General features: G+C 70.7%; 17 protein-coding genes and 1 riboswitch. Of the genes, 8 read left to right on the forward strand and 9 right to left on the reverse strand.

What is annotated here, in order from left to right; translation table 11 throughout:
* Positions 1-324 precede the first annotated feature (324 nt).
* A riboswitch (TPP riboswitch) is annotated at positions 325-418 on the forward strand.
* The 4 genes from IMT31_RS10075 (at position 409) to IMT31_RS10090 (ending at position 4,974) form a co-directional block, all read left to right on the forward strand.
* Complete coding sequence (locus IMT31_RS10075; RefSeq protein WP_413542667.1) at positions 409-2,109, forward strand: bifunctional hydroxymethylpyrimidine kinase/phosphomethylpyrimidine kinase; 1,701 nt, start codon at positions 409-411, stop codon at positions 2,107-2,109. Its footprint overlaps the riboswitch before it by 10 nt.
* Entirely contained in the window at positions 2,106-3,509 is a 1,404-nt protein-coding gene (locus IMT31_RS10080) for an MFS transporter (RefSeq protein ID WP_413542668.1), read from the forward strand. The genes IMT31_RS10075 and IMT31_RS10080 overlap by 4 nt, the downstream gene beginning before the upstream one ends.
* Positions 3,506-4,315 (forward strand): hydroxyethylthiazole kinase, encoded by an 810-nt coding sequence (thiM, locus tag IMT31_RS10085; protein WP_413542669.1) that lies wholly within the window; start codon positions 3,506-3,508, stop codon positions 4,313-4,315. Before IMT31_RS10080 ends, thiM begins: the two co-directional genes overlap by 4 nt.
* The gene (locus IMT31_RS10090) at positions 4,312-4,974 is read left to right on the forward strand and encodes a thiamine phosphate synthase (protein ID WP_413542670.1); all 663 of its coding nucleotides are present in this window, start codon (positions 4,312-4,314) and stop codon (positions 4,972-4,974) included. Before thiM ends, IMT31_RS10090 begins: the two co-directional genes overlap by 4 nt.
* Positions 4,975-5,018: 44 nt before the next feature.
* On the opposite strand, the gene IMT31_RS10095 is transcribed toward IMT31_RS10090, so the two are convergent.
* From IMT31_RS10095 to IMT31_RS10105, 3 genes are read right to left on the reverse strand one after another with little or no spacing between them, the layout of a single operon-like run.
* Positions 5,019-6,533 carry a tripartite tricarboxylate transporter permease gene (locus IMT31_RS10095; RefSeq protein ID WP_413542671.1) on the reverse strand — a complete coding sequence of 505 codons (1,515 nt, stop codon included), beginning with the start codon at positions 6,531-6,533 and terminating at the stop codon, positions 5,019-5,021.
* Between the two features lie 18 nt (positions 6,534-6,551).
* The gene (locus IMT31_RS10100) at positions 6,552-7,079 is read right to left on the reverse strand and encodes a tripartite tricarboxylate transporter TctB family protein (RefSeq protein ID WP_413542672.1); all 528 of its coding nucleotides are present in this window, start codon (positions 7,077-7,079) and stop codon (positions 6,552-6,554) included.
* A gap of 8 nt (positions 7,080-7,087) precedes the next feature.
* A complete protein-coding gene (locus IMT31_RS10105) occupies positions 7,088-8,131 on the reverse strand; it encodes a Bug family tripartite tricarboxylate transporter substrate binding protein (RefSeq protein ID WP_413542673.1) in 1,044 nt (347 codons plus the stop codon).
* A 239-nt stretch (positions 8,132-8,370) separates the two neighbouring features.
* Between IMT31_RS10105 and IMT31_RS10110 the strand changes: the two genes are divergently transcribed.
* Positions 8,371-10,089 carry an ATP-binding protein gene (locus IMT31_RS10110; protein ID WP_413542674.1) on the forward strand — a complete coding sequence of 573 codons (1,719 nt, stop codon included), beginning with the start codon at positions 8,371-8,373 and terminating at the stop codon, positions 10,087-10,089.
* Positions 10,086-10,742: a response regulator gene (locus IMT31_RS10115; protein WP_413542675.1), complete on the forward strand. Its 657-nt coding sequence runs from the start codon at positions 10,086-10,088 to the stop codon at positions 10,740-10,742. Before IMT31_RS10110 ends, IMT31_RS10115 begins: the two co-directional genes overlap by 4 nt.
* On the opposite strand, the gene IMT31_RS10120 is transcribed toward IMT31_RS10115, so the two are convergent.
* Complete coding sequence (locus IMT31_RS10120) at positions 10,727-11,893, reverse strand: MFS transporter (RefSeq protein WP_413542676.1); 1,167 nt, start codon at positions 11,891-11,893, stop codon at positions 10,727-10,729. The genes IMT31_RS10115 and IMT31_RS10120 overlap by 16 nt on opposite strands.
* Before the next feature lie 268 nt (positions 11,894-12,161).
* Positions 12,162-12,524: a hypothetical protein gene (locus tag IMT31_RS10125; RefSeq protein WP_413542677.1), complete on the reverse strand. Its 363-nt coding sequence runs from the start codon at positions 12,522-12,524 to the stop codon at positions 12,162-12,164.
* Here IMT31_RS10125 and IMT31_RS10130 point away from each other — a divergent pair.
* Both IMT31_RS10130 and IMT31_RS10135 read left to right on the forward strand, forming a co-directional pair.
* On the forward strand, positions 12,523-13,881 hold the full coding sequence (locus tag IMT31_RS10130) for an aminomethyl transferase family protein (RefSeq protein ID WP_413542678.1): 1,359 nt from the start codon (positions 12,523-12,525) through the stop codon (positions 13,879-13,881). The two genes, IMT31_RS10125 and IMT31_RS10130, sit on opposite strands and share 2 nt — an antisense overlap.
* Before the next feature lie 95 nt (positions 13,882-13,976).
* Positions 13,977-14,447 carry an N-acetyltransferase gene (locus tag IMT31_RS10135; protein WP_413542679.1) on the forward strand — a complete coding sequence of 157 codons (471 nt, stop codon included), beginning with the start codon at positions 13,977-13,979 and terminating at the stop codon, positions 14,445-14,447.
* 94 nt (positions 14,448-14,541) lie between these two features.
* Here the strand turns inward: IMT31_RS10135 and IMT31_RS10140 are convergent, their stop codons facing one another.
* The 4 genes from IMT31_RS10140 to IMT31_RS10155 form a co-directional block, all read right to left on the reverse strand.
* A complete protein-coding gene (locus IMT31_RS10140; RefSeq protein WP_413542680.1) occupies positions 14,542-17,067 on the reverse strand; it encodes a YhgE/Pip family protein in 2,526 nt (841 codons plus the stop codon).
* Positions 17,067-17,834, reverse strand: a complete 768-nt coding sequence (locus tag IMT31_RS10145; protein WP_345362710.1) for a TetR/AcrR family transcriptional regulator — start codon at positions 17,832-17,834, stop codon at positions 17,067-17,069. The genes IMT31_RS10140 and IMT31_RS10145 overlap by 1 nt, the downstream gene beginning before the upstream one ends.
* A 140-nt stretch (positions 17,835-17,974) precedes the next feature.
* Positions 17,975-18,634: a methionine ABC transporter permease gene (locus IMT31_RS10150; RefSeq protein WP_413544403.1), complete on the reverse strand. Its 660-nt coding sequence runs from the start codon at positions 18,632-18,634 to the stop codon at positions 17,975-17,977.
* 5 nt (positions 18,635-18,639) lie between these two features.
* A complete protein-coding gene (locus IMT31_RS10155) occupies positions 18,640-19,671 on the reverse strand; it encodes a methionine ABC transporter ATP-binding protein (protein WP_413542681.1) in 1,032 nt (343 codons plus the stop codon).
* Between the last annotated feature and the right edge of the window lie 127 nt (positions 19,672-19,798).

A 19,798-nucleotide genomic window follows, 5' to 3' on the forward strand; every position in this document is an offset into this window, starting at 1 on the left:
GTTCCAACGTTGCGAAAGGCCTGGTAAGCATCAGCTCCCGGGCTGCGAAGCCTTCGCCGCTACGCGTTGGTTCCGCAAGCCGTGCTGTGGCGTTGGGTGGTGGCAGACTGGGCGGCCGCCATCGATGTGGGATGGCCCCTGGGTCGTACTCGGCGTTATTGCTCCTGTCGAATCTGAAATATTATTCGAGGCCAAGCTGCAATGCATTTGACATGACGTATTGGGTGCTAATTAAACGCTTCATTGTTGCATGCTGAATGAAGGTCCTTCTTGCCCTGGCGACCGGTGGGCACGCTCAGTCACTTTCGGGTTTGCCTATACTGGGCCGTGGACACGGGGTGCGCCGGCCGGCGCTGAGATCAAACCCGTGGAACCTGATCTAGTTCGAACTAGCGAAGGGATGTCCGCGTGACTTCTTCTTGCCATACCCAATTTTCGCCCAACCCCGCCCTGCCCTCAGTGCCCCGCGTGCTCTCGATCGCCGGCACGGATCCGAGCGGCGGTGCCGGGACCGCCGCGGATCTGAAGTCCATCACCGCGGCCGGTGGCTACGGCATGAGCGTGGTGACCACCCTCGTCGCCCAGAACACCCACGGCGTGCGGGACCTCCACGTCCCGCCCACTGACTTCCTCACCCAGCAGCTCCAGACAGTCAGCGACGACGTTACCCTGGACGCCGTCAAGACCGGCATGCTCGGCACCGCGGAGATCATCGCCACGGTCGGCGACTGGTTGGACACCATCCAGCCCAAGATCATCGTCGTCGACCCGGTCATGATCGCCACCAGCGGGGACCGGTTGCTGCAGCCCGAGGCCGAGCAGGCCATGGTCGCTTTCTGCCGCCGCGCCACCGTGGTCACTCCCAACATCGATGAGCTCGCCGTGCTCACCGGCCAGCCTTGCGCCGCCACGGAGGACGAAGCCCTCGAGCAGGCCGCCCGGTGGTCCGCCGAGACGGGGGTGGCAGTCATCGTGAAGACCGGCCACTTGGACACCCTGACGGTCACCAACACCTGGCTGTCCCCGGACGGAATCCGCATCGCCGTGCCCTCCACCCGCGTGGACACCACCAGCACGCACGGCACCGGCTGCTCCCTGTCCTCCGCCCTGGCCACCCGCCTCGGCCGCGGGGACACCCCGGAGGCCGCGCTCACGTGGGCCACCGGTTGGCTGCACGAGGCCATCCTCCACGGCGCCGCCCTGCAGGTCGGCTCCGGCCACGGCCCCGTGGACCACGCGCACCGGTCCCGCCGGTTGCAGGCCGCCGGTACCGCCAACCCCTGGCTGAGGCCCGACGCCGTCCCCCGGGCTCTCGAGACACCGCAGGACCTGGGTGCCCCTCGGGTCCCCACCCCGGCGGCCGCCGTGCCACCGGCCGGCCCCTGGACCACCGCCCTCTGGGAGGCCGGGGCGGAGACCACTTCGGCGATCGATGCCTCGGACTTCGTGCAGGCTCTGGTGGACGGCAGCCTGTCCGAGGCCGACTTCACGTTCTACCTGGCCCAGGACGCGCTCTACCTGAACCGCTACGCCCGCTCCCTGGCCGCCCTCGCCGTGCGGTCCTCCAGCACCGAGTCTCAGCAGTTCTGGTCCCAGGCCTCCACCGGCGCCATCACCGAGGAGGCCGACCTGCACCGGACGTGGATGGCCACCCGGCCCGAGGCCGCCCGCACCACCGCCAGCCCCGTGACGAGCGCCTACACGGACTTCCTGCTCGCCACCACCCTCGGCGAGGATCGGGCCGTGGGGGCCGCCGCGGTGCTGCCGTGCTTCTGGCTCTACGCCCAGGTGGGCGGCGGGATCCCGGACGTCCCCGCGGACCATCCCTACGCCGCCTGGCTGGACACCTACCGGGACCCCGGCTTCGTCACGGCCGTGCAGGGAGCGCTGGACCAGGTGGAGCACGAGCTCGCCGGCGCCTCACCGGCCGTGCGTGCTGCCGCGGCCCGCGCGTACCTCACCGCCTGCCGGCACGAGCTCGAGTTCTTCGAACAAGCGCTGCGGCTCGAACCGGAGGTAGCGGCGTCACGACACCAGGCGCCCGACGTTGCCCTGGCCCCAGCGCTCAGCACAGACGCCACCGCTGACTTCGCCGGAGCCGCACGATGACCGCCGCCATCAACGGTCTCTCCCCGAGACAGTCCCCGCAACAGCCCCCCCAGCAGTCCGGCGTCGCGGCCATGCCACCGGAGGGCAAGGCCGCCCTGCGGGCCGGCGTGGTGGGCAACTGGATCGACAACATCCACGTCTTCCTGCCCGTGACCGCGCTGGCCCCGGCCATGCTCGTGCTCGCCGGGCCGGCCGCCACCGCCTCCACGGGGGCGCTGATCATCGTGGCGATGCTCTTCGGCCGGCCGGTCGGCGGGATCGTGTTCGGGCGGATCTCCGACCGGCTCGGGCGCACCCGCACCACCCGCATCGCGATCGCCGGGACCGCCGTCTGCGCGCTGGCCATCGCCGCCGTGCCCACGCACGAGCTGCTCGGCGCGGGCACCGTGGCCCTGATCCTGGCGCTGCGGTTCCTCGGCGGGATCTTCGTGGCCGGGGAGTATTCCGCGGCCATCCCGCTGGCCATGGAGTGGTCCACCGGCCGCAAGCGCGGCCTCATGAGCGGACTGATCCTCTCGATGGCTCCCTGGGCGCAGGCCACCATTGCGTTCTCCGTGGCCGGGCTGCTCGCGCTGATCGGCCCGGAGCACTACGCCGCCTGGGGGTGGCGGCTGCTGTTCGTCATCGGCGCCGCCCTCTCCCTCGGCATGTTCGCCTACTACCGCCGCCAGGTGGCCGACGCCCCGGTGTTCCACCGGGCGCGCACCGCGCCCCGCACCTCCGGCGAGCCGGCAGCGGTGGGCGAGCGGCCGGCGTCGGGCCTGGGATCTTTGCTCACCGGCCGCTGGGCCAAGGCCTTCTGGCAGGTCTTCCTGCTCATGACCGGGCTGTGGCTGCTGACCTACAGCACGGTGCTGCTGCTGACCGAGCGGATGACCACCGATTCCGTGCTGGATCCGGCGGCTGTGCCCGTGGTCATCGGGCTGGCCTCGGTGGCCCAGGCCGTGGTGATGGCCGTGGCCGGTCACCTCTCCACGTTCACCGGCCGGCGGCGGTTGTTCATGCTCTGGGGACTGGTGGCCGCGGTGGCCGGACCGGTGGTGTGGTGGCTCGCGATCACCACCTCCACCTTCCTGCTGGCCGCCGTGTTCGCCGCGGTGCTGCAGGTCATCACGGTCTCCGCCTACGGTCCGGTCTCCGCCTACCTCTCCGAGCGATTCCCCACGGAGGTCCGCTCCACCGGTTACGGCATGGGCTACAGCCTGTCCCTCGTGGTGCCAGCGCTCTACCCGTTCTACCTGCCGCTCATCGAACCGGTGCTGGGCCGCCACGGCTCGGTCATGGTGCTCGTGGGCCTCGGCGGACTGCTGCTGGCCCTCGGCGCCGCGCTCGGCCCCCGGCTCGCACCCCGGGACCTGGGGGATGACCTGGATGCTGTAGCTGCGGGGGCGGTCCGGTGAAGCCGGATCCGGACCTGGCCGCCGTCGCGCACGTCATCTCCGCGGTGCGGACGCGCCAGCCGCTGGTGCACTGCCTCACCGCCACCGTGTCCATGGGGATCGTCGCCGACGGTTTGCTCGCCGCCGGCGCCCGCCCCATGATGACCGAGACCCTGGCCGAGGCGCCCACGGTGACCACCGTGGCGGACGCGCTCGCGGTCAACCTCGGCACCCTCAGCACGGACGCGATGGACGGCATCCCCGCCACCGTGGCCGTCGCCGTGCGGGACGGGCGCCCCTGGGTGCTCGACCCCACCGCCATCGGCCTCGCCCCCGTGCGCACGCCCCTGGCCCGGCAGCTGTTGGACTCACGTCCCGTGGTGGTGCGCGGCAACGCCTCCGAGGTGCTCGCGCTCGTGAGGGAAGGCGCCGGCGGGCGCGGCGCGGACTCGGTGGCGTCGCCGGACGCGGCCCAGGAGGCCGCCCGGGAGGTGGTGCGCCGGACCGGGGGAGCGGTCGCCGTCTCCGGGGCGGCAGACCTGGTGCTCGACGCCGGCCGGTCGGCCTCGGTGGCGCGCGGCACCGCGTTGCTGTCCCGGGTCACCGGCACGGGGTGCCTGCTCGGGGCGCTGACCGCGGCCTGTTGTGCCGTGGAGGCGGACCCGTTCCGGGCGGCGCTGGCCGCGACCACGTGGTTGACCGTGGCCGGGGAGGTGGCGGCGGGGCGGGCCGCCGGGCCGGGGAGTTTCCGGATGGAGCTGCTGGATGCGCTGGACGCGGTGGGGGATGCCGCGGGAGCTCTCACGGGGACAGGGGAGGACCGATGACCGGCGAGAGGTGTGGACGGGAGCCGCTGGACCTGCGCTGCTACCTGGTGACCTCCGGGGTGGGCCCGCGGACCGTGGAGGTGGCGGCCGCCGCGGCGGGTGCCGGGGCCGGCGTCGTGCAGGTGCGGGCCAAGGGGGCCACCGCGGCCGGACTGCTCGAGCTGACCTGCGCCGTGGCCGAGGCCGTGCGCGCGGCGAACCCGGCCACGCGGGTGCTGGTGGACGACCGGGCCGACGTGGCCTGGGCGGCCCGGCGGCGCGGGGCGCCCGTCCACGGGGTGCACCTGGGGCAGGACGACCTGCCGGTGCGGGCGGCACGGGGGCTGCTGGGACCGGACGCGGTCATCGGGTTGACCACGGGGACCCCGGAGCTGGTCCGGGCGGCGGAGGGACTGCGCGGGGTGATCGACTACGTGGGCGCCGGCCCGTTCCGGCTGACCCCGACCAAGGACTCCGGGCGGGAGCCGCTGGGCCTGGCCGGGTACCCGCCGCTGGTGGCGGCCACCCGCCTGCCGATCGTCGCGATCGGGGACGTCACCCCCGCGGACGCCGCCGCCCTGGCGGGAACCGGGGTGGCCGGCGTCGTGATGGTGCGGGCGCTGATGGACGCGGATGATCCGGGCGCGGTGGTGCGGGAGGTGCTGGCGGGGTTCTGTTGAGAACCGCGCCAGCACCTCGGGTCCGCCGTCAGACCAGCGGGCCCTCAGATCACCTCGTCCACGCGGTCCGGGAGCCCGACGAGCTCCTTGCGCCCGCGGATCTTCGCGAGCACGGTCGGCAGCACGAGCAGTGCCAGGGCGATGAGCAGCAGCACCACGGTGAGCGGCCGGGTGAAGAACACCGAGAAGTCGCCTTGGCTGATGGACAGCGCACGGCGCAGCTGGGTCTCCATCATCGGGCCGAGGATGGCGCCGAGGACGGCGGGTGCCACGGGGAAGTCGTAGACCCGCATGAAGAACCCGGCCACCCCGATGCCGCAGGCGATGAGGACCTCCACCAAGGACCCGGAGATCGAGTACACGCCGAGGATGCCGAACACCAGGATGATCACGAACAGCAGGTGCTGCGGGATCTTGAGGATCTTGACCCACAGCCGCACCAGCGGCAGGTTGATGAGCACCAGCAGCACGTTGCCGATGAACAGTGAGGCGATCAGCGTCCACACCAGGTCCGGGGAGTTCTCGAACAGCTGCGGTCCCGGCTGGATGTTGTAGATCTGGAATGCCGAGAGGATGATCGCCGCGGTGGCGGACGTGGGGATGCCCAGCGTCAGCAGCGGCACCATCACACCGGAGAAGGACGCGTTGTTCGCGGCCTCCGGCCCGGCCACACCCTCGATGGCCCCGTTGCCCCACTCCTGCGGGTGCTTGGAGAGCTTCCGTTCCAGGTTGTAGGACAGGAACGTCGGCACCTCGGAGCCGCCCGTGGGCATGGAGCCGAACACGAAGCCGAGCAGGCCGCCGCGGATCCACGGCTTCCACACCCGCTTGCGCTCGGACTTGTCCAGCCACAGGCGCCCGGTGAACGCCACCGTGGCCTGCGGTCCGGCCTGGAGCCTGGCCAGCCCGTAGAGGGCCTCACCGATGGCGAACAGCCCGATGATGACGATCACGATGTCGATGCCGCTGAGCAGCTGGGCCGCACCGAAGGTGAAGCGTTGCTGACCGGTGAGGAAGTCCAGCCCCACCAGGCCGATGAGCAGCCCGGCGAACAGGCTGACCATGCCACGGATCAGGGACCGGCCCACCAGCGCCGTGACGGCGATGAACGCCAACATCATCAGCGCGAAGTAGTCCGTGGCCTGGAAGTTCTTCGCCAGGTTGGCCACCAGCGGGGCGAGGAACGCCAGGCCCAGAGTGGAGATGATGCCGGCCGTGAAGGAGCCGGCCACCGCCGTGGTCAGGGCCGGACCGGCCCGGCCCGCCCGGGCCATCGGGTACCCCTCGATGGCCGTGGCCACCGAGCCCGCCTCACCCGGGGTGTTGAGCAGGATCGAGGTGATCGCCCCACCGTAGAGGGAGCCGTAGTAGATGCCCGCGAAGATGATCAGCGCACCGGTGGGGTCGAAGCCGTAGGTGAGCGGGAGCAGCAGCGCCAGCGCGAGGGCCGGGCCGATGCCGGGCAGCACGCCCACCAGCGTCCCGACCGTCACGCCGATCGCGGCGAAGAGCAGGTACTGCAGGGAGAATGCGTTGGCGAATCCATTCGCCAGATCCATCAGGATGTCCATGGGGCCTCAGAGCACCGTCTCGAGTAGTCCGGCCGGCAACCTCACACCGAGCAGCTCGGTGAACAGGAAGTACACGGCGATGGGGAAGAGGATCGCGACCGCCACGTTCAGGATCCACCGGCGACTGCCGGCCACCCAGGTCATGGCGATGATGAAGAGCACGGTGGCGACGATGTAGCCCAGGGAAGGGATCAGGAAGGCGTACGCCACCAGCCCGGCGATCGCGAGCCACACGGTGACCCAGTTGATGCCCCGGTGTTCCTCCGCGGCGTGCTCCAACAACACGGCGTCCGGCCAGAACGTGGTGGTGGCCAGGAAACCCAGGCCGAACACCACCAGGCCGACCCCGACGATGATCGGGAAGAAGCCGGACTGCTGGGGGCCGAACCCTCCGTCGAGGGCGATGCCGAACGCCTCGTAGAGGATCACGGCGGACCCGGCCACGATCACGGCGGCGGCCGCACGGGCCCCGACCCGCCCGTGGGGAGGACGGCTCTGGTCCTCCCCACGGGCCTGCTGATCGTTCTCGGTCATGGCGCTGGTCACTCGGTCAGGCCGAGGTTCTTCAGGATCTGGGAGATGTCCTCCTTCTCGGCGGCGAGGTACTCGGTGAACTCGTCGCCGGTCATCAGGTAGTCCTCCCAGTTGTTGGCGGTCAGGGTCTCCTGCCACTGGTCGGTGCCGTGCATCTCCTCGACCATCCCGATGACGGCATCACGCTGTTCGTCCGAGAGCTCCGGGGGTGCCACGAGGGCGCGCCAGTTGGCGATCGAGACGTCGTAGCCGGCCTCGGTGATGGTGGGGGCGTCGATGCCCTCGATCGGCTCCTCGCTGGAGACGGCCAGCAGGCGGACCTCCCCGGCGTCCACGAGGTCGGTGAACTCCGCGGTGCCGGAGGCGGCGGCGGTGACATCACCGGAGAGCAGGGCCGGCGTCATCTCGCCACCGCCGGAGTACGGGATGTAGTTCAGGTCCTCGGCGGACACGCCGACGGCCTCGCCCAGCTGGGCCACGAGGATCTGGTCCACGCCGCCCACGGAGCCGCCGCCCCATGCGATGCTGCCCGGGTCGGACTCGAAGTCCGCCATCAGCTGCTCCAGCGTCTCGTACTCGGAGTCCGCCGGGACGGCGATCGCGTCGTACTCGGCCGTGAGCCGGGCGATGGGCGTGGTGTCGGTCAGGTCCACCTGGGCGTCGGTCTGCTCGATGGAGCCGACCAGGATCTTGCCGATCACCATGAGCTGGTGCGGATCGCCGGCGTTCTGGCTGACGAACTCGGTCAGGCCGACGGTGCCGGAGCCGCCGGGGACGTTGTAGACCTCGGTGCCGGTGTCCACGACCCCGCCCTCGTCCAGGGCCTGGCCGATGGAGCGGGCCGTCATGTCATAGCCGCCGCCCGGATCGGCGGGGGCCATGATCGAGATGGCCTCGCTGGGGAAGCCCTCGGCCGACCCCTCGGCGCCGTCGCCGCCGGATCCGCCGGTGCCGCCGCAACCGGACAGCACGAGCATGCCGGTGGCCAGGGAGGAGAGGGTGACGGCCCAGCGGCTGGTCCGCCGGGCCACGCTGTTCTGGGGAGACTTCATGGTGCTCAGTCCTTCGGGGGTGCGGGTGATGGTGTGCGAGGTGCTGTGGATGATGGTGTGCGTGATCCCCGCTGCCTGAGGCCGGAGCACTCCGGAGGGCGCCACGGGGATCGTGGACCCGACGATATAGTGGCGCTCGTCACAGGAGGGCCTTTCCCCGATTTCCGCAGGTACTGCCTATTACGAAGGTTCTGCGCATTGTGCTCACCGTGCGAACGTCGAGTGGAGTGGAAGACACGATGAGTACGAACCGGGCCCCCGCGCCGAGGCTGCGCTTCGCGGGACAGATCATGGCCCTGCAGGTGGCCGTGGTGTTGTTGGTGGTCCTGGTCACCGGGGGTGTGACGTGGTGGCTGAGCTACCGGCAACTGGGTGCGGAGTCCGAGCTGCGGGCCCTGACCGTCGCCCGGGCCGTGGCCTCGGACGACGAGGTCCAGGCCGAGGTGGCGAAGTACGTGGACCGGGACGTCGAACAGATCCCGCCCGAGGACCTGCTCCGGAACCCGCTGGTGTCACTGGCCGCGGACGTCGAGTCCAGCACCGGCGCGCTTTTCGTGGTGATCACCGATGACGAGGGCATCCGCCTCACCCACCCCAACCCGAAGATGATCGGGCACCTGACCAGCACCCACCCCACCGCCGCGCTGACCGGCCGGGAGGTCGCCAACCGGGAACGCGGCACCCTCGGCCTCTCCGTGCGGGCCAAGGTCCCGGTCTTCGCCCCGGGCTCCACCACAGAGGTCGTGGGGCAGGTGAGTCTGGGATATGCCATGGAGGAGGTGTTGGACAACCTCCACCAGGACATGATCGCGGTGGGCGTCACCGCCGGCGGGGCCATGGCCCTGGGCGTGCTGGGCTCCTGGCTGCTGGGCCGCCGCCTCCGCCGGCTCACCCTCGGGCTGGAGCCGGAGGAGATCGCCGCGCTGACCCAGGACCAGGAGGCGGTGCTGCGCGGGGTGGACGAGGGGGTGATCGGGGTGTCCGCGCAGGGCCGGATCACCGTGATCAATGACGAGGCCCGCACCCTGTTGGGCCTGGAGGGCGAGGACCTCGTCGGCAGGCCGCTCCGGGAGGTGGGGGCGCCGGCGTCGTTGCTCCGGGCCGTGGAGGAGGCGGGCGACGAGCACGACTCCCGGGAGGAGGTCATCGGTTCCCGCGTGGTGATCCTCACCGCGCGGCCGGTCCTGCGGGGCGGATCGCAGGACCTGGGCACCGTGATCATGCTGCGCGACCGCACCCAGATGCAGGCGCTCACGCGGCAACTCCAGACCGTCAGCTCCATGACCACCGCGCTGCGGGCCCAGCGTCACGAGTTCGCCAACCGCCTCCACACCATCTCCGGGCTACTCAGTATCGGCGAACACCTCCAGGCCGAGGAGTACGTGGGCGACCTGCTCGACAGCGGGCCGATGCGGTTCCCCCTGGAGCGGGTCGGCCAGCTCCGCGAACCGTACCTGCAGGCGTTCCTGGGGGCCAAGGCCGTGGAGGCCGCCGAGCGCGGGGTGCACCTGCGGCTGGGTTCCGAGACCATGGTGCGCGGACGGGTCAGCGAGCCCAACGACGTCACCGCGGTGCTGGGCAACCTCGTCGACAACGCGGTGCACGCGGCGGTGCGCGGTTCGGACCCGGACCGGTGGGTGGAGGTCGACCTGCTGGACGAGGGGGGCGACGGCGGCCCGGCCGGGGTGCTGCACGTGGCCGTGGCAGACTCCGGGGACGGGACCACGGACGCCGACCGGATCTTCACCGAGGGGTTCACCACCTCCACGGCCGACATCCGCGAGGCCCACGGCCAGGGCCTCGGACTGTCCTTGTGCCGGCGGATCGCCCGGGAGCGTTCGGGGGATGTCTGGCTGGCGCAGCCCGGACGGCCGGGTGGTCCCGGTGCGGTGTTCTGCGCCCGGCTACCGGGTACCGTCGTGGGGGCGGTTGACGATGCCGGACGGAGGGACACATGAGCAAGGATCTGCGGGTGCTGATCGTGGACGACGACTTCCACGTGGCCCGACTCCACGCCGAGTACGTCCGGTCCGTCCCCGGTTTCCAGGCCCTGGACCCCGTCAGCACCGCCGATGCGGCCCTGCGCGCGGTGGAGGCGCACCGACCGGACCTGGTGCTGCTGGACGTGTACCTGCCGGACGCCCTGGGTCTGGACCTGCTCCGTACCCTGGACACCGACGTGTTCATGCTGACGGCGGCCGCCGAGGTGGACGCCGTCCGGAAGGCCTACCGCCGCGGCGCGCTGACCTACCTGATCAAGCCCTTCTCCGCCGAGCAGCTCACGCAGCGGCTCCAGGCCTACGCCCGGTACCGGCGGCTGCTCCTGGGACCCCAGGGCGTGGACCAGCAGGCCGTGGACCGGGCGCTGCGGGGACTGACGCCGGCCCCCAACGCCACCGGCACCCGGGCCCGGCAGGCCACGGAGACGGCGGTGCTGAAGGCGCTCGAGGCCGAGGCCAGGGTCTCCGCCTCCGAGATCGCCCGCACCGTGGGGGTCTCCCGGGCCACGGCGCAGCGCTACCTCTCCGCCCTCGTGGACGAGGGCGTGGTGGAGATCGAGCTGGAGTACGGCAGCACCGGGCGCCCCGAGCACCTCTACCGTCTGCCGTAGGCCACCCAGGAACCGGCGGCCGCCACGGCCAGCCCCACGGCCGTCGTCGCGAACACGCCGGCCACGCCGGCGGCCGCGGCCACCAGCCCGACCGCCGCCGGGATGCCGGACTGGCCGAAGCGGTTGGCACTCAGGCGCAGGGCCAGCCACGTGCCGCGGGTGCCCGGCGGCGCGGCCAGGGTGATCACCGTCATGGACAGGGGCTGTCCGATCCCCAGGGCGAGGCCGGCCGCCACCAGGATGACGCCGAGCAGCCATACCGGCGCGGGCAGTGCCAGGGCGGCGACGGCCAGCGCGGAGGCGGCGGTGGAGTATGTGATGAGGCGCCAGCGTCCGAGCGCGCGCACCATCCTGGCCATGAAGATCCGGGAGGCCATGGTCGCCACGGCACGCAGGGCCAGCAGGACGCCGATGACCGCCGCGGGGATGCCGCGCTCCACGCCGAGGGCCGGCAGGTACACCGCCACCAGATCCACCGCACTGAGCACGATCATGCTGATGGCCATGGCGGCGAACAGCTCCCGGCGCGCCGCCGGGGACGCGGCGGTCAGTGCCGCGCGGAGACTGGGCGGGGGTGTGGCCTGCGGTGTGGAGGAGCCCGTGGAACGGTGGAGCAGGAACCCGGTCAGGACCAGCAGGGCCACGGTGGCGGCCGTGTAGGCGGCGAAGAGTATCCGGGTGTCCGGCAGCAGGTCACCGCCGAGGACGGTGATCATCAGCGGGCCCAGGGCCTGCCCGGCGGTGCCGGCGAACGTGTACAGGCCGAAGGCGTGGTCCAGCGTGCGGGCGTCCTCCTGGGCGATCCGGGTCTGCTGGCCGATGACGCTCAGCAGGTGACCCGTGCCGATGACGATGTTCCAGGCCAGCAGCAGGACTAGGGAGTCGGACCACAGCAGCAGGCCGATCCCGGCGGCGACCATCAGCGCGGCGCCCACGCCCAGGACCAACGGTCCCCGGCCGGCATCGGTGGCCCGGCCCACCACCACGGCGAGCAGGAGGGGGACCACGGCGAAACTGGCGGCGATCAGCCCGAGGTACGCGGGGTCCACATCCAACTCGAGCGCGCGATAGGCGGCCGCCGGGCGGATGATGTACGCCGCCATGTTCAGGAACAAGGCATGGACCAACAGCGTCCACGGCCATGTCCTCATGAGCGACACTGTAACCCACCCCTGCCAGCCCGCCCTCATCCCTTTGGGGGCAATCCCCACGCGTGGGGATTGCCCCCAAAGCGTGGCGGACCGGGTGCGGCCGGTCGTCGACGCGGTCTGGCCACTACGGCTCCTCCTCGTCAGAGGACGGTGGAGGCGTCGCCGGCGTCGTGCTCCTTCTTCGAGGCGACCGCCTCGGCGACGGACACCGCGACCGAATCCGGTGGCTGGTGCTCCCAGAACCGCAGCACGGTCCAGCCGCGCTCGGTCAGGATCTGGCTGGTCTCGGCGTCACGGGTGCGGTTGGTGGAGACCTTGCCCTGCCAGTACGGCGCAGGTCCCGCTCGAGCCGGTAGTTGACGCGGTACCGAAGCCCGCGGGCGTGGAGCAGCCGCCGGACGGCCAGCTCCGGCTGGGTGTCGCGTCCCTTGTTGCCGCGCATGGATCGGCGGTTGGCCTCGCTGGACGCCCAGGATTCCCGCATGGTGCAAGGGTAGGCCCGCAGGTGCCTGACCATGGCCTCTCGGCCAGACGCAGGAGGACAATGGAACGGTGCCCGCAGAGGAGGGGGCGGGCCGAACAACGACCGGACGACGCCGGCCGGTGCGTCCCGAACCGAGGAGCCTCCCATGTCACTGCAGGATTTTCTGGACACGTACTCCTCGCCGCTGGAAGCGCTGAGCAGCCCGGTGCGGCCGGGGCCGGTGTTCCCCTACCCGCAGGAGCACACGAACTGGCGCGATGAGCAGCGTGCCTGGGCGCAGACCGCCACCCTGTTCAACCAGTCCTGGCACATGAACGACCTCTACCTCTCCGGCCCCGATGCCAAGACGTTGCTGTCTGAGACCTCGGTGAACGGCTATGACACGTTCTCCGGCGGGCGGGCGAAGCAGTACCTCGCCGTCAACGAGGACGGCATGGTCATCGGCGATTCGATCCTCTTCGGCCTCTCGGACGAGCTCTACGCCGTGGTCGGGGCGCCGGCCACCATGAACTGGCTCATGTTCCAGGCAGAGCAGAAGGGCTACGACGCCCACCTGGAGCTCCAGCCGGGACGGCTCTTCGCCGGGGAGGGGCCCGTGCCGAAACGACTCTTCCGCTACGAACTCGAGGGGCCGAACGCGCAGAAGATCCTGGAGAACGCCGTAGGCCGGTCCTTCGACCCGATCAGGTTCTTCCGGATGGGAGAGTTCGAGATCTCCGGTGTCCCGGTCCAGGCGCTCAGCCACACGATGGCCGCCGCACCGGGTGCGGAGAACACCGGTCTGGAGATGTTCGGGCCGGAGGAACATCGAGAGGAGTTCCTGCAGGCGATCCTGACGGCCGGGGAGGAGTTCGGCCTGGTCCGAGGTGGATCCATCGCCTACGGATCCACCCTGGCGGAGAGCGGCTGGATCCCGCTGCCCGTTCCCGCGATCTACACCGGGGAGGGCCTGCGCGCCTATCGCGAGTGGCTGCCCGACCCGGGCTTCGAGAGCCGTGGTGTGGTGCTGGCCGGAAGCTACCGGCCGGATGACGTGGAGTGCTATTACCGCAGTCCGTGGGACCTGGGCTACGGGCACATGGTGAAATTCGACCATGACTTCATCGGACGGGCCGCGCTGGAGCGGATGGCTGACGAGCCCCACGGCCGGAAGGCCTGGCTGGTGTGGGACCCGGACGATGCGCAGCGGATCACGGCCGGTTCGGAGTTGGGCCGGCCCGAGCAGTACCGGCCCTTGGATCCCTTCAGGATGTCCGCGCTGCACCACGACGAGATCCATCTCGGGGACCGGATGGTGGGCACCTCCCACGTGCATGCCTTCACAGTCAACGTCGGGTGGATCTCCCTGGGTGTGGTCAGCGAGTCGGAGGTCTCCGAGGGTGACGTGGTGGAGATCCAGTGGGGCGATCACGATGGCGGTGCGTCCAACCCCTACCTGCCCGACCACGTGAGGACCACCATCCGCGCCACTGTCCGGTGGAGTTCCCCGGGCCCCCGGTCCTGACGCTCTGCTGAACCGGGCGGCGGCATCGGGAACGAGGGAGCCTGGCGATCAGTACTTCTTCCGTGGGTGTGGCCGGACGTCGCTACACTCTCGCCATGGCTGACACCCCGTTCGTCCCCGCCGACTTCGATCCGCCCACCGAACTGGTCACCGAGCACTTCCGGCTTGAACCCCTCGGCCCGCGGCACAACGAGGCGGACCTGAACGCGTGGATGTCCTCCGTGGAGCACATCCGCTCCACCCCGGGCTATCCGGACGGTAACTGGCCGCCGCCGGAGGGGTACTCGCCGGAGCGGAACCTCAAAGACCTGGAACGGCACGCCGCGGACTTCTCGGCGCGGAGGGGATTCACCTTCACGGTCCTGGACCCGGCAGGTGGAGACGTCATCGGCTGCGTCTACCTCTACCCTGCAGAGCAGGCCTCCGCGGAGAAGGGCTTCGACGTCTCGGTGCAGTCCTGGGTCCGGGCCAGCCACGCCCCTCTCGACGAGCCCCTGGCGGATGCGCTGATGGAGTGGATTGCCACCGACTGGCCTTGGGAGAAACCAGACCGCTACGGGCGGTGACCGTGGCACAGTGCTGATGATGACCTGCCCGGTACTCCGCCCAGCGGCCCCGGCACCTCAAGGTGCCGGGGCCGTCGTCGTGGTCCTGCCGGCCTCAGGCGGCGGCCACCGCGGCAGGCGCCTCAGATGGCCGCCACGCCTCGCGCGCCTTGACCCCCTTCAGCACCACGGCCGCGGCCAGCATCACCACCGCGACGCCCATCCAGATCAGCATCACCGTGATCCCGCGGTCCACGCCGATCGTTCCGCCGGCAATGAGGGACCGGAAGGACTCCACGGCGTAGGTCATGGGAAGCCAGGGGTGCAGGGCCTGGAACAACGCGGGCGCGGTCTGGACGGGATAGGTGCCGCCGGCCGCCGAGAGCTGCAGCACGATCAGCATCAGGGCGAAGAAGCGCCCGGGCGGTCCCAGTAGGGCGATCAGCGCCTGGTTGATGGCCATGAACGTCACCGAGGTCAGCACGGCGAAGCCCGCCAGCCCCCAGCCGTTGGCCGGGGACATGCCCAGGCCGAACACGATCACCGAGACCATCATCAGGGACTGCACCACCCCCATGAGCATCGGCAGTGCGGCCGATCGCAGCATCACCCGCCACAGCGGCCTGCCCTCGGTGATCATCTGCTCGCGGATGGCCGGGCGCATCAGGAAGTAGCCCAGCGCGCCCACCCACAGGGCCAGGGCCATGAAGTACGGGGCCAGGCCGTAGCCGTAGGAGGGGACCTCGTGGGTGCGCTGCATGTCCGCGCTGACCGGCAGGGCGGCCACGGAGCCGATGCTCGAGGCGTCCTCATCGGTGTAGCTCGGCACGTCCGCCGTGCCGTCCCGCAGTGAGGAGAACAACTGACCGGAACCACTCGAGAGCTCGCCCAGTCCGGAGGCCAGGTCCCGCGAGCCGTCATCCGCGGAGGCCAGCCCGGAGGACAGCTCCGAGCTGCCTGCGGCGAGTTCCTGCGCCCCGGAGGCCAGATCCGGCATCTGGGAGGCCAGCTGGCCGGCGCCGTCGCTGAGCTGTGAGGTGCCGCCGGCCAGGGTCTGCGCCCCGGTGGCAGCGGTGGAGATCCCGTCCGTCAGCGTGCCGGAGCTGTCCGCGAGGGTCTGCGCCCCCGCGGCCACCTGATCGGCGCCGTCCGAGAGGGCGTGGATGTTGTCCGCCACTTCGGAGACCTTGCCGGCCGCCGTGGACGCCGCGGAGCCGAGCTCGTCCACGCGCTCCTGCAGGCCGGTCAGGCCCGTGCCGGCGGAGGAGTCCCCGACGATCCCGCCGAGTCCCTCCTGCACCGTGGACGCCCCGGCCGCCGCTTCCTCGGCGCCAGCTGAGACCTGCCCCGCGCCTGCCGCCAGCTCGGCGAGGGCGGCCTGGCGCTGTTCATCGGTCATCGAGTCGTAGGCGGACTGCAGGGTGGCGATCCGCTCCTGGAGCGTGCTCGCATCACCCTGCACCTGTTGCACGCCGGACGCCGCGGTGCCGGCGCTCTCCCGCAGCTGCTGCGCGCCGGCCACGGCCTCGTCCACGCCGGTGGCGAACTGCTCGGTTCCGCCGGCAAGGGTGCCCGCCGTGTCCTCGAGGGCGGTGACGCCGTCATCCAATTGCCCGACGCCGGCCGCCACCTTCCCGGCGCCGTCCGCCAGGGTCTGGGTCTGGGAGGGCAGGGACTCGGTCTGGGACTGCATCTGAGCCAGCCCCGAGCTGAGCTCCTGGGCCCCGCTGTCCACGGAGGAGGCGCCGGACGCCAGTTCCTGACTGCCGGCGCTCGCCGCCTCGGCCCCCTCGGCCAATTGCCGGGCGCCGGTGTTCAGCGTGACGGAGCCACTGGACAACTGATCGATCCCGACCACCAGGTCCTGGGCCCCCGTGGAAGCACTGTCTGCGCCATCGGCCACCTCTCCCGCGCCGTCCGTGGCCTCCTGCATACCCTCGTGGACCTCGGTGAAGCCCAGCAGCACGTTCTCCACGTACTCCTCGCCGATACCCTCGGCCACGGTGCTGGAGGCGGTCTCGCCGATGGTCTTGGCGATGGTGCCCATGATGATGTTCGCGCCGTCATTGGTCTGCATGCGCAGGGTGGACCGCTCCGCGTCCTCCGCCTCACCCGTGGACAGCCCGGCGGCGTGCGCGGAGAAGTGCTCCGGGATGGTCAGCACGGCCATCACGTCCCCGTTCTCCAGGGCTGCCTGGGCCTCGGCATCCTCCATGGGCCGCCAGTCCAGGTTGTCCGTGTCCTCGTCCGGGTGCACCAGCTCCTCGGTCAGGTCCTCGCCCAGGTGGATGGCCTCGCCCTGGGACTCGGCCGGCTCGTCCAGGTTCACGACGGCGGCCGGCACCGCATCCAGGTGGCCCGTCGGGTCCATGTTGGAGCTGGTGAGCAGCCCCGAGTACAGGGAGGGGATGATGGCCAGGGCCAGCAGGATCACCCCGAACCAGGCCATGGCGCCGTAGCGCTGGAGCACGGATTTCCGCACCGCTGGTTGCTCCACCGGTTGCTGCGCCGCCTGCTGCGTCGCGTGAGGGGCTGCGTAGCGGTGAGCAGGGCGGCCGCCGAAGGGAGCCGTGCCCGTGCCGCTGCCCCTGGCCTGAGTCCTGAGTCGGTAGGTGGGTGGGTTCTTCCGGTGCTGCGCCATCAGGCGATCCTTTCCGGGGAGGCGCCGGCCGGCGTCGTGCCGGGGTGTGTGGCGACGGTGGTGGTTGCCGGTGAGGCCGAGCGGACCGCGGCGATCTCCTGCTCCGTGGCACCCGAGCTGGACAGGAGCAGGGCCGAGAGGCGGTCGACCATGTCCGGGACCTCCGCCAGGGGGTCTGCGGAGGCGGCGAGCCACTGCTGCACCAGCCAGACCGTGCCCGCGGCCAGGAACCCTGCGCGCTGGAGGGCGGTGTCCGGGCCGGGGCGGCGGTGGATGATCGGGCCGAGGGGGGAGTGGTCCAGGAGGCGGTGGGAGATGTAGCGGACGAAGTCGCTGGCCACCTCGGTGGGGTTCAGGGCCAGGGCGGAGAGGTAGAAGCGGCGGCGTTCGGCGAGGTCCGTCAACAGGGTCAGGAAGGTGTCCTGTGCGAAGACCGTCCACGTGTCACCGCGTTCCACCGGCGGCACCCGCTCGAAGGTGGCCTCCATCCGCTGCAGCGCGGCGGCCCGGACCAGCGCGGGGACGTCCCGGAAGTACTGGTAGAAGGTGGGGCGGCTGACGCCTGCGCGGCGGGCGATGACGGCGACGTTGAGGGCAGCCGGATCCGTGTCCTCGTCCAGCATGGCCGTCACGGCGCTGATCAGGGGCGCCAGGGAGCGGCCGGTCTGGGGGTGCGGCTGCTGCTGGTTCTGATGTTGGCTGTGCGGCTGATTCTGCGGCTGGTTCTGCGGCTGGTTCTGTGCCGGGCGCCGTGACTGCTCGCTCATGGGGGTGTCCTCCTACGGTGGTTCGCCGGAAGAAATCTTACACCTGTAAAGTTCGGGCCGCCAGCCACACCGAAACTGCCGGGCCACAGTGATGATCACTGTGGCCCGGCAGGATGGCTGTGGCTGGGTGGGAGGACCGCTTACCGCCGCAGGATCTTGCGGGCCAGGATGTTGCCGAAGGCCTGGATGACCTGGACCACGATCACGATGATGAACAGGGCGGACCAGGTGACCACCGGGTCGAACTGGCGGTAGCCGTAGGCCACGGCGTAGTTGCCCAGACCCTCCCCGCCGATGATGCCGGCCACGGCGGACATGTCGATCAGGGCGATGATCGCGAAGGTATAGCCCAGCACGAGCGGGCCGAGGGCCTCGGGCAGGATGACGGTGCGGACGATGCGCCAGGGGCTGGCTCCCATGGCGCGGGCGGCCTCGATCACGCCGGGGTCCACGGCCATCAGGTTCTGCTCCACGAGCCGGGCGATGAAGAAGCTGGCGGCGATCGAGATGCCGAACACCACGGCGTCCGAGCCGATGCCCGTGCCCACCACCTGCCGCGCCAAGGGCTGGATGGCCGCGATGAAGATGATGAACGGCACGGGCCGGAACGTGTTCACCAGGATGTTGATGACCCAGAAGACGACCGGCTGCTGCATGATCCCGCCCTTGCGGGTCACGTAGAGCAGCAGGCCCAGGATGAGACCGCAGATCCCGCCGAAGACGAGGGCCAGGGCCACGATCCACAGCATGATGCCGGTCTGCTCCAGCAGCGTCGGCATCAGCTCGGTGACCTGTTCGATGATGCTCATGCGTGCACCTCCTCGACGGTGACCCCGGAGCCGATGGAGGAGACCGCCTCGTCCACCGCCGCCGCGTCCCCGCGAACGGCGATCGTCAGCAGCCCGTAGACGCGGCCCTGGATGGAGTCCACCCCGCCGTACACCAGGTTGAAATCGACGCCGGCGCGCGCCAGCGCCCCGAAGACCCGGGCCTCGGTGGCGCCCTCCTCCGTGAACGAGATGGTGAAGAAGCGGCCCTCGTGCTGCGCGCGCAGCTCGGTGAGTTCATCGCCGGTCGGCAGATTGCGCACCACGGTGCGTACGAAGCGCCGCGACGTGGCGGTCTGCGGGTTGGTGAAGACAGAGTAGGTCTCGCCGGCCTCCACCACCTGGCCGCGGTCCATCACGGCGACCTTGGTGGCGATCCGGGCGATCACGTCCATCTCGTGGGTGATGACCACGATCGTCACGCCGAGTTCCCGGTTGACCTTGGCCAGCAGGTCCAGGACCTCGTCCGTGGTCTCCGGATCCAGGGCGGAGGTGGCCTCGTCCGCGAGCAGGATGGACGGGTCCGCGGCCAGGGCCCGGGCGATGCCGACGCGCTGCTGCTGACCGCCGGAGAGCTGCTCCGGGAAGGCGCCCGCCTTGTCCGCCAGGCCCACGAAGTCGAGCAGCTCGAGTGCCTTCCTCCGCCGCTCGGCCTTGCCCATCCCGGCGACCTCGAGCGGGTATTCCACATTGCGGCGTACCGAGCGGGAGCTGAGCAGGTTGAAGCGCTGGAAGATCATGCCGATCCCCGTGCGCATCTCGCGCTGCTTGGCGGCGGAGAGCCGGGTGATGTCCGTCCCGTCGATCTCGATGGACCCGGCGGTGGCCGGCTCGAGGGCGTTGATCAGGCGCACGAGGGTCGACTTCCCCGCACCCGAGTAGCCGATGATGCCGAAGACATCACCCCTCTCGATCTCGAGGCTGACACGGTCCACCGCCACGGTGGGAGCATGACCGCGCTGAGGCGCGGGATACTCCTTGGTGACGTCCTTCAGGGCGATGTGGGGCATGGGGTGATTGTCCTGCATTTCCTTCGGTTCGGGCACCTACTGTCCGGGTCCCTCCTGTGCGGACAGAAGAGGCCCACCATGCCCGACGCCGGCCGGCGCCTCCCAGCGGAAGGTGCCGGCCGGCGTC

It is taken from the genome of Citricoccus nitrophenolicus, from assembly GCF_047305825.1.
Taxonomy (GTDB): domain Bacteria; phylum Actinomycetota; class Actinomycetes; order Actinomycetales; family Micrococcaceae; genus Citricoccus; species Citricoccus nitrophenolicus.

Excerpts from the sequence above, each read along its gene's own strand:
- IMT31_RS10080 (WP_413542668.1), top strand. The coding sequence starts at position 2,106 with ATGACCGCCGCCATCAACGGTCTCTCCCCGAGACAGTCCCCGCAACAG.
- IMT31_RS10090 (WP_413542670.1), top strand. The coding sequence starts at position 4,312 with ATGACCGGCGAGAGGTGTGGACGGGAGCCGCTGGACCTGCGCTGCTAC.
- IMT31_RS10095 (WP_413542671.1), bottom strand. The coding sequence starts at position 6,533 with ATGGATCTGGCGAATGGATTCGCCAACGCATTCTCCCTGCAGTACCTG.
- IMT31_RS10100 (WP_413542672.1), bottom strand. The coding sequence starts at position 7,079 with ATGACCGAGAACGATCAGCAGGCCCGTGGGGAGGACCAGAGCCGTCCT.
- IMT31_RS10105 (WP_413542673.1), bottom strand. The coding sequence starts at position 8,131 with ATGAAGTCTCCCCAGAACAGCGTGGCCCGGCGGACCAGCCGCTGGGCC.
- IMT31_RS10110 (WP_413542674.1), top strand. The coding sequence starts at position 8,371 with ATGAGTACGAACCGGGCCCCCGCGCCGAGGCTGCGCTTCGCGGGACAG.
- IMT31_RS10115 (WP_413542675.1), top strand. The coding sequence starts at position 10,086 with ATGAGCAAGGATCTGCGGGTGCTGATCGTGGACGACGACTTCCACGTG.
- IMT31_RS10120 (WP_413542676.1), bottom strand. The coding sequence starts at position 11,893 with ATGAGGACATGGCCGTGGACGCTGTTGGTCCATGCCTTGTTCCTGAAC.
- IMT31_RS10130 (WP_413542678.1), top strand. The coding sequence starts at position 12,523 with ATGTCACTGCAGGATTTTCTGGACACGTACTCCTCGCCGCTGGAAGCG.
- IMT31_RS10125 (WP_413542677.1), bottom strand. The coding sequence starts at position 12,524 with ATGGGAGGCTCCTCGGTTCGGGACGCACCGGCCGGCGTCGTCCGGTCG.
- IMT31_RS10135 (WP_413542679.1), top strand. The coding sequence starts at position 13,977 with ATGGCTGACACCCCGTTCGTCCCCGCCGACTTCGATCCGCCCACCGAA.
- IMT31_RS10140 (WP_413542680.1), bottom strand. The coding sequence starts at position 17,067 with ATGGCGCAGCACCGGAAGAACCCACCCACCTACCGACTCAGGACTCAG.
- IMT31_RS10145 (WP_345362710.1), bottom strand. The coding sequence starts at position 17,834 with ATGAGCGAGCAGTCACGGCGCCCGGCACAGAACCAGCCGCAGAACCAG.
- IMT31_RS10155 (WP_413542681.1), bottom strand. The coding sequence starts at position 19,671 with ATGCCCCACATCGCCCTGAAGGACGTCACCAAGGAGTATCCCGCGCCT.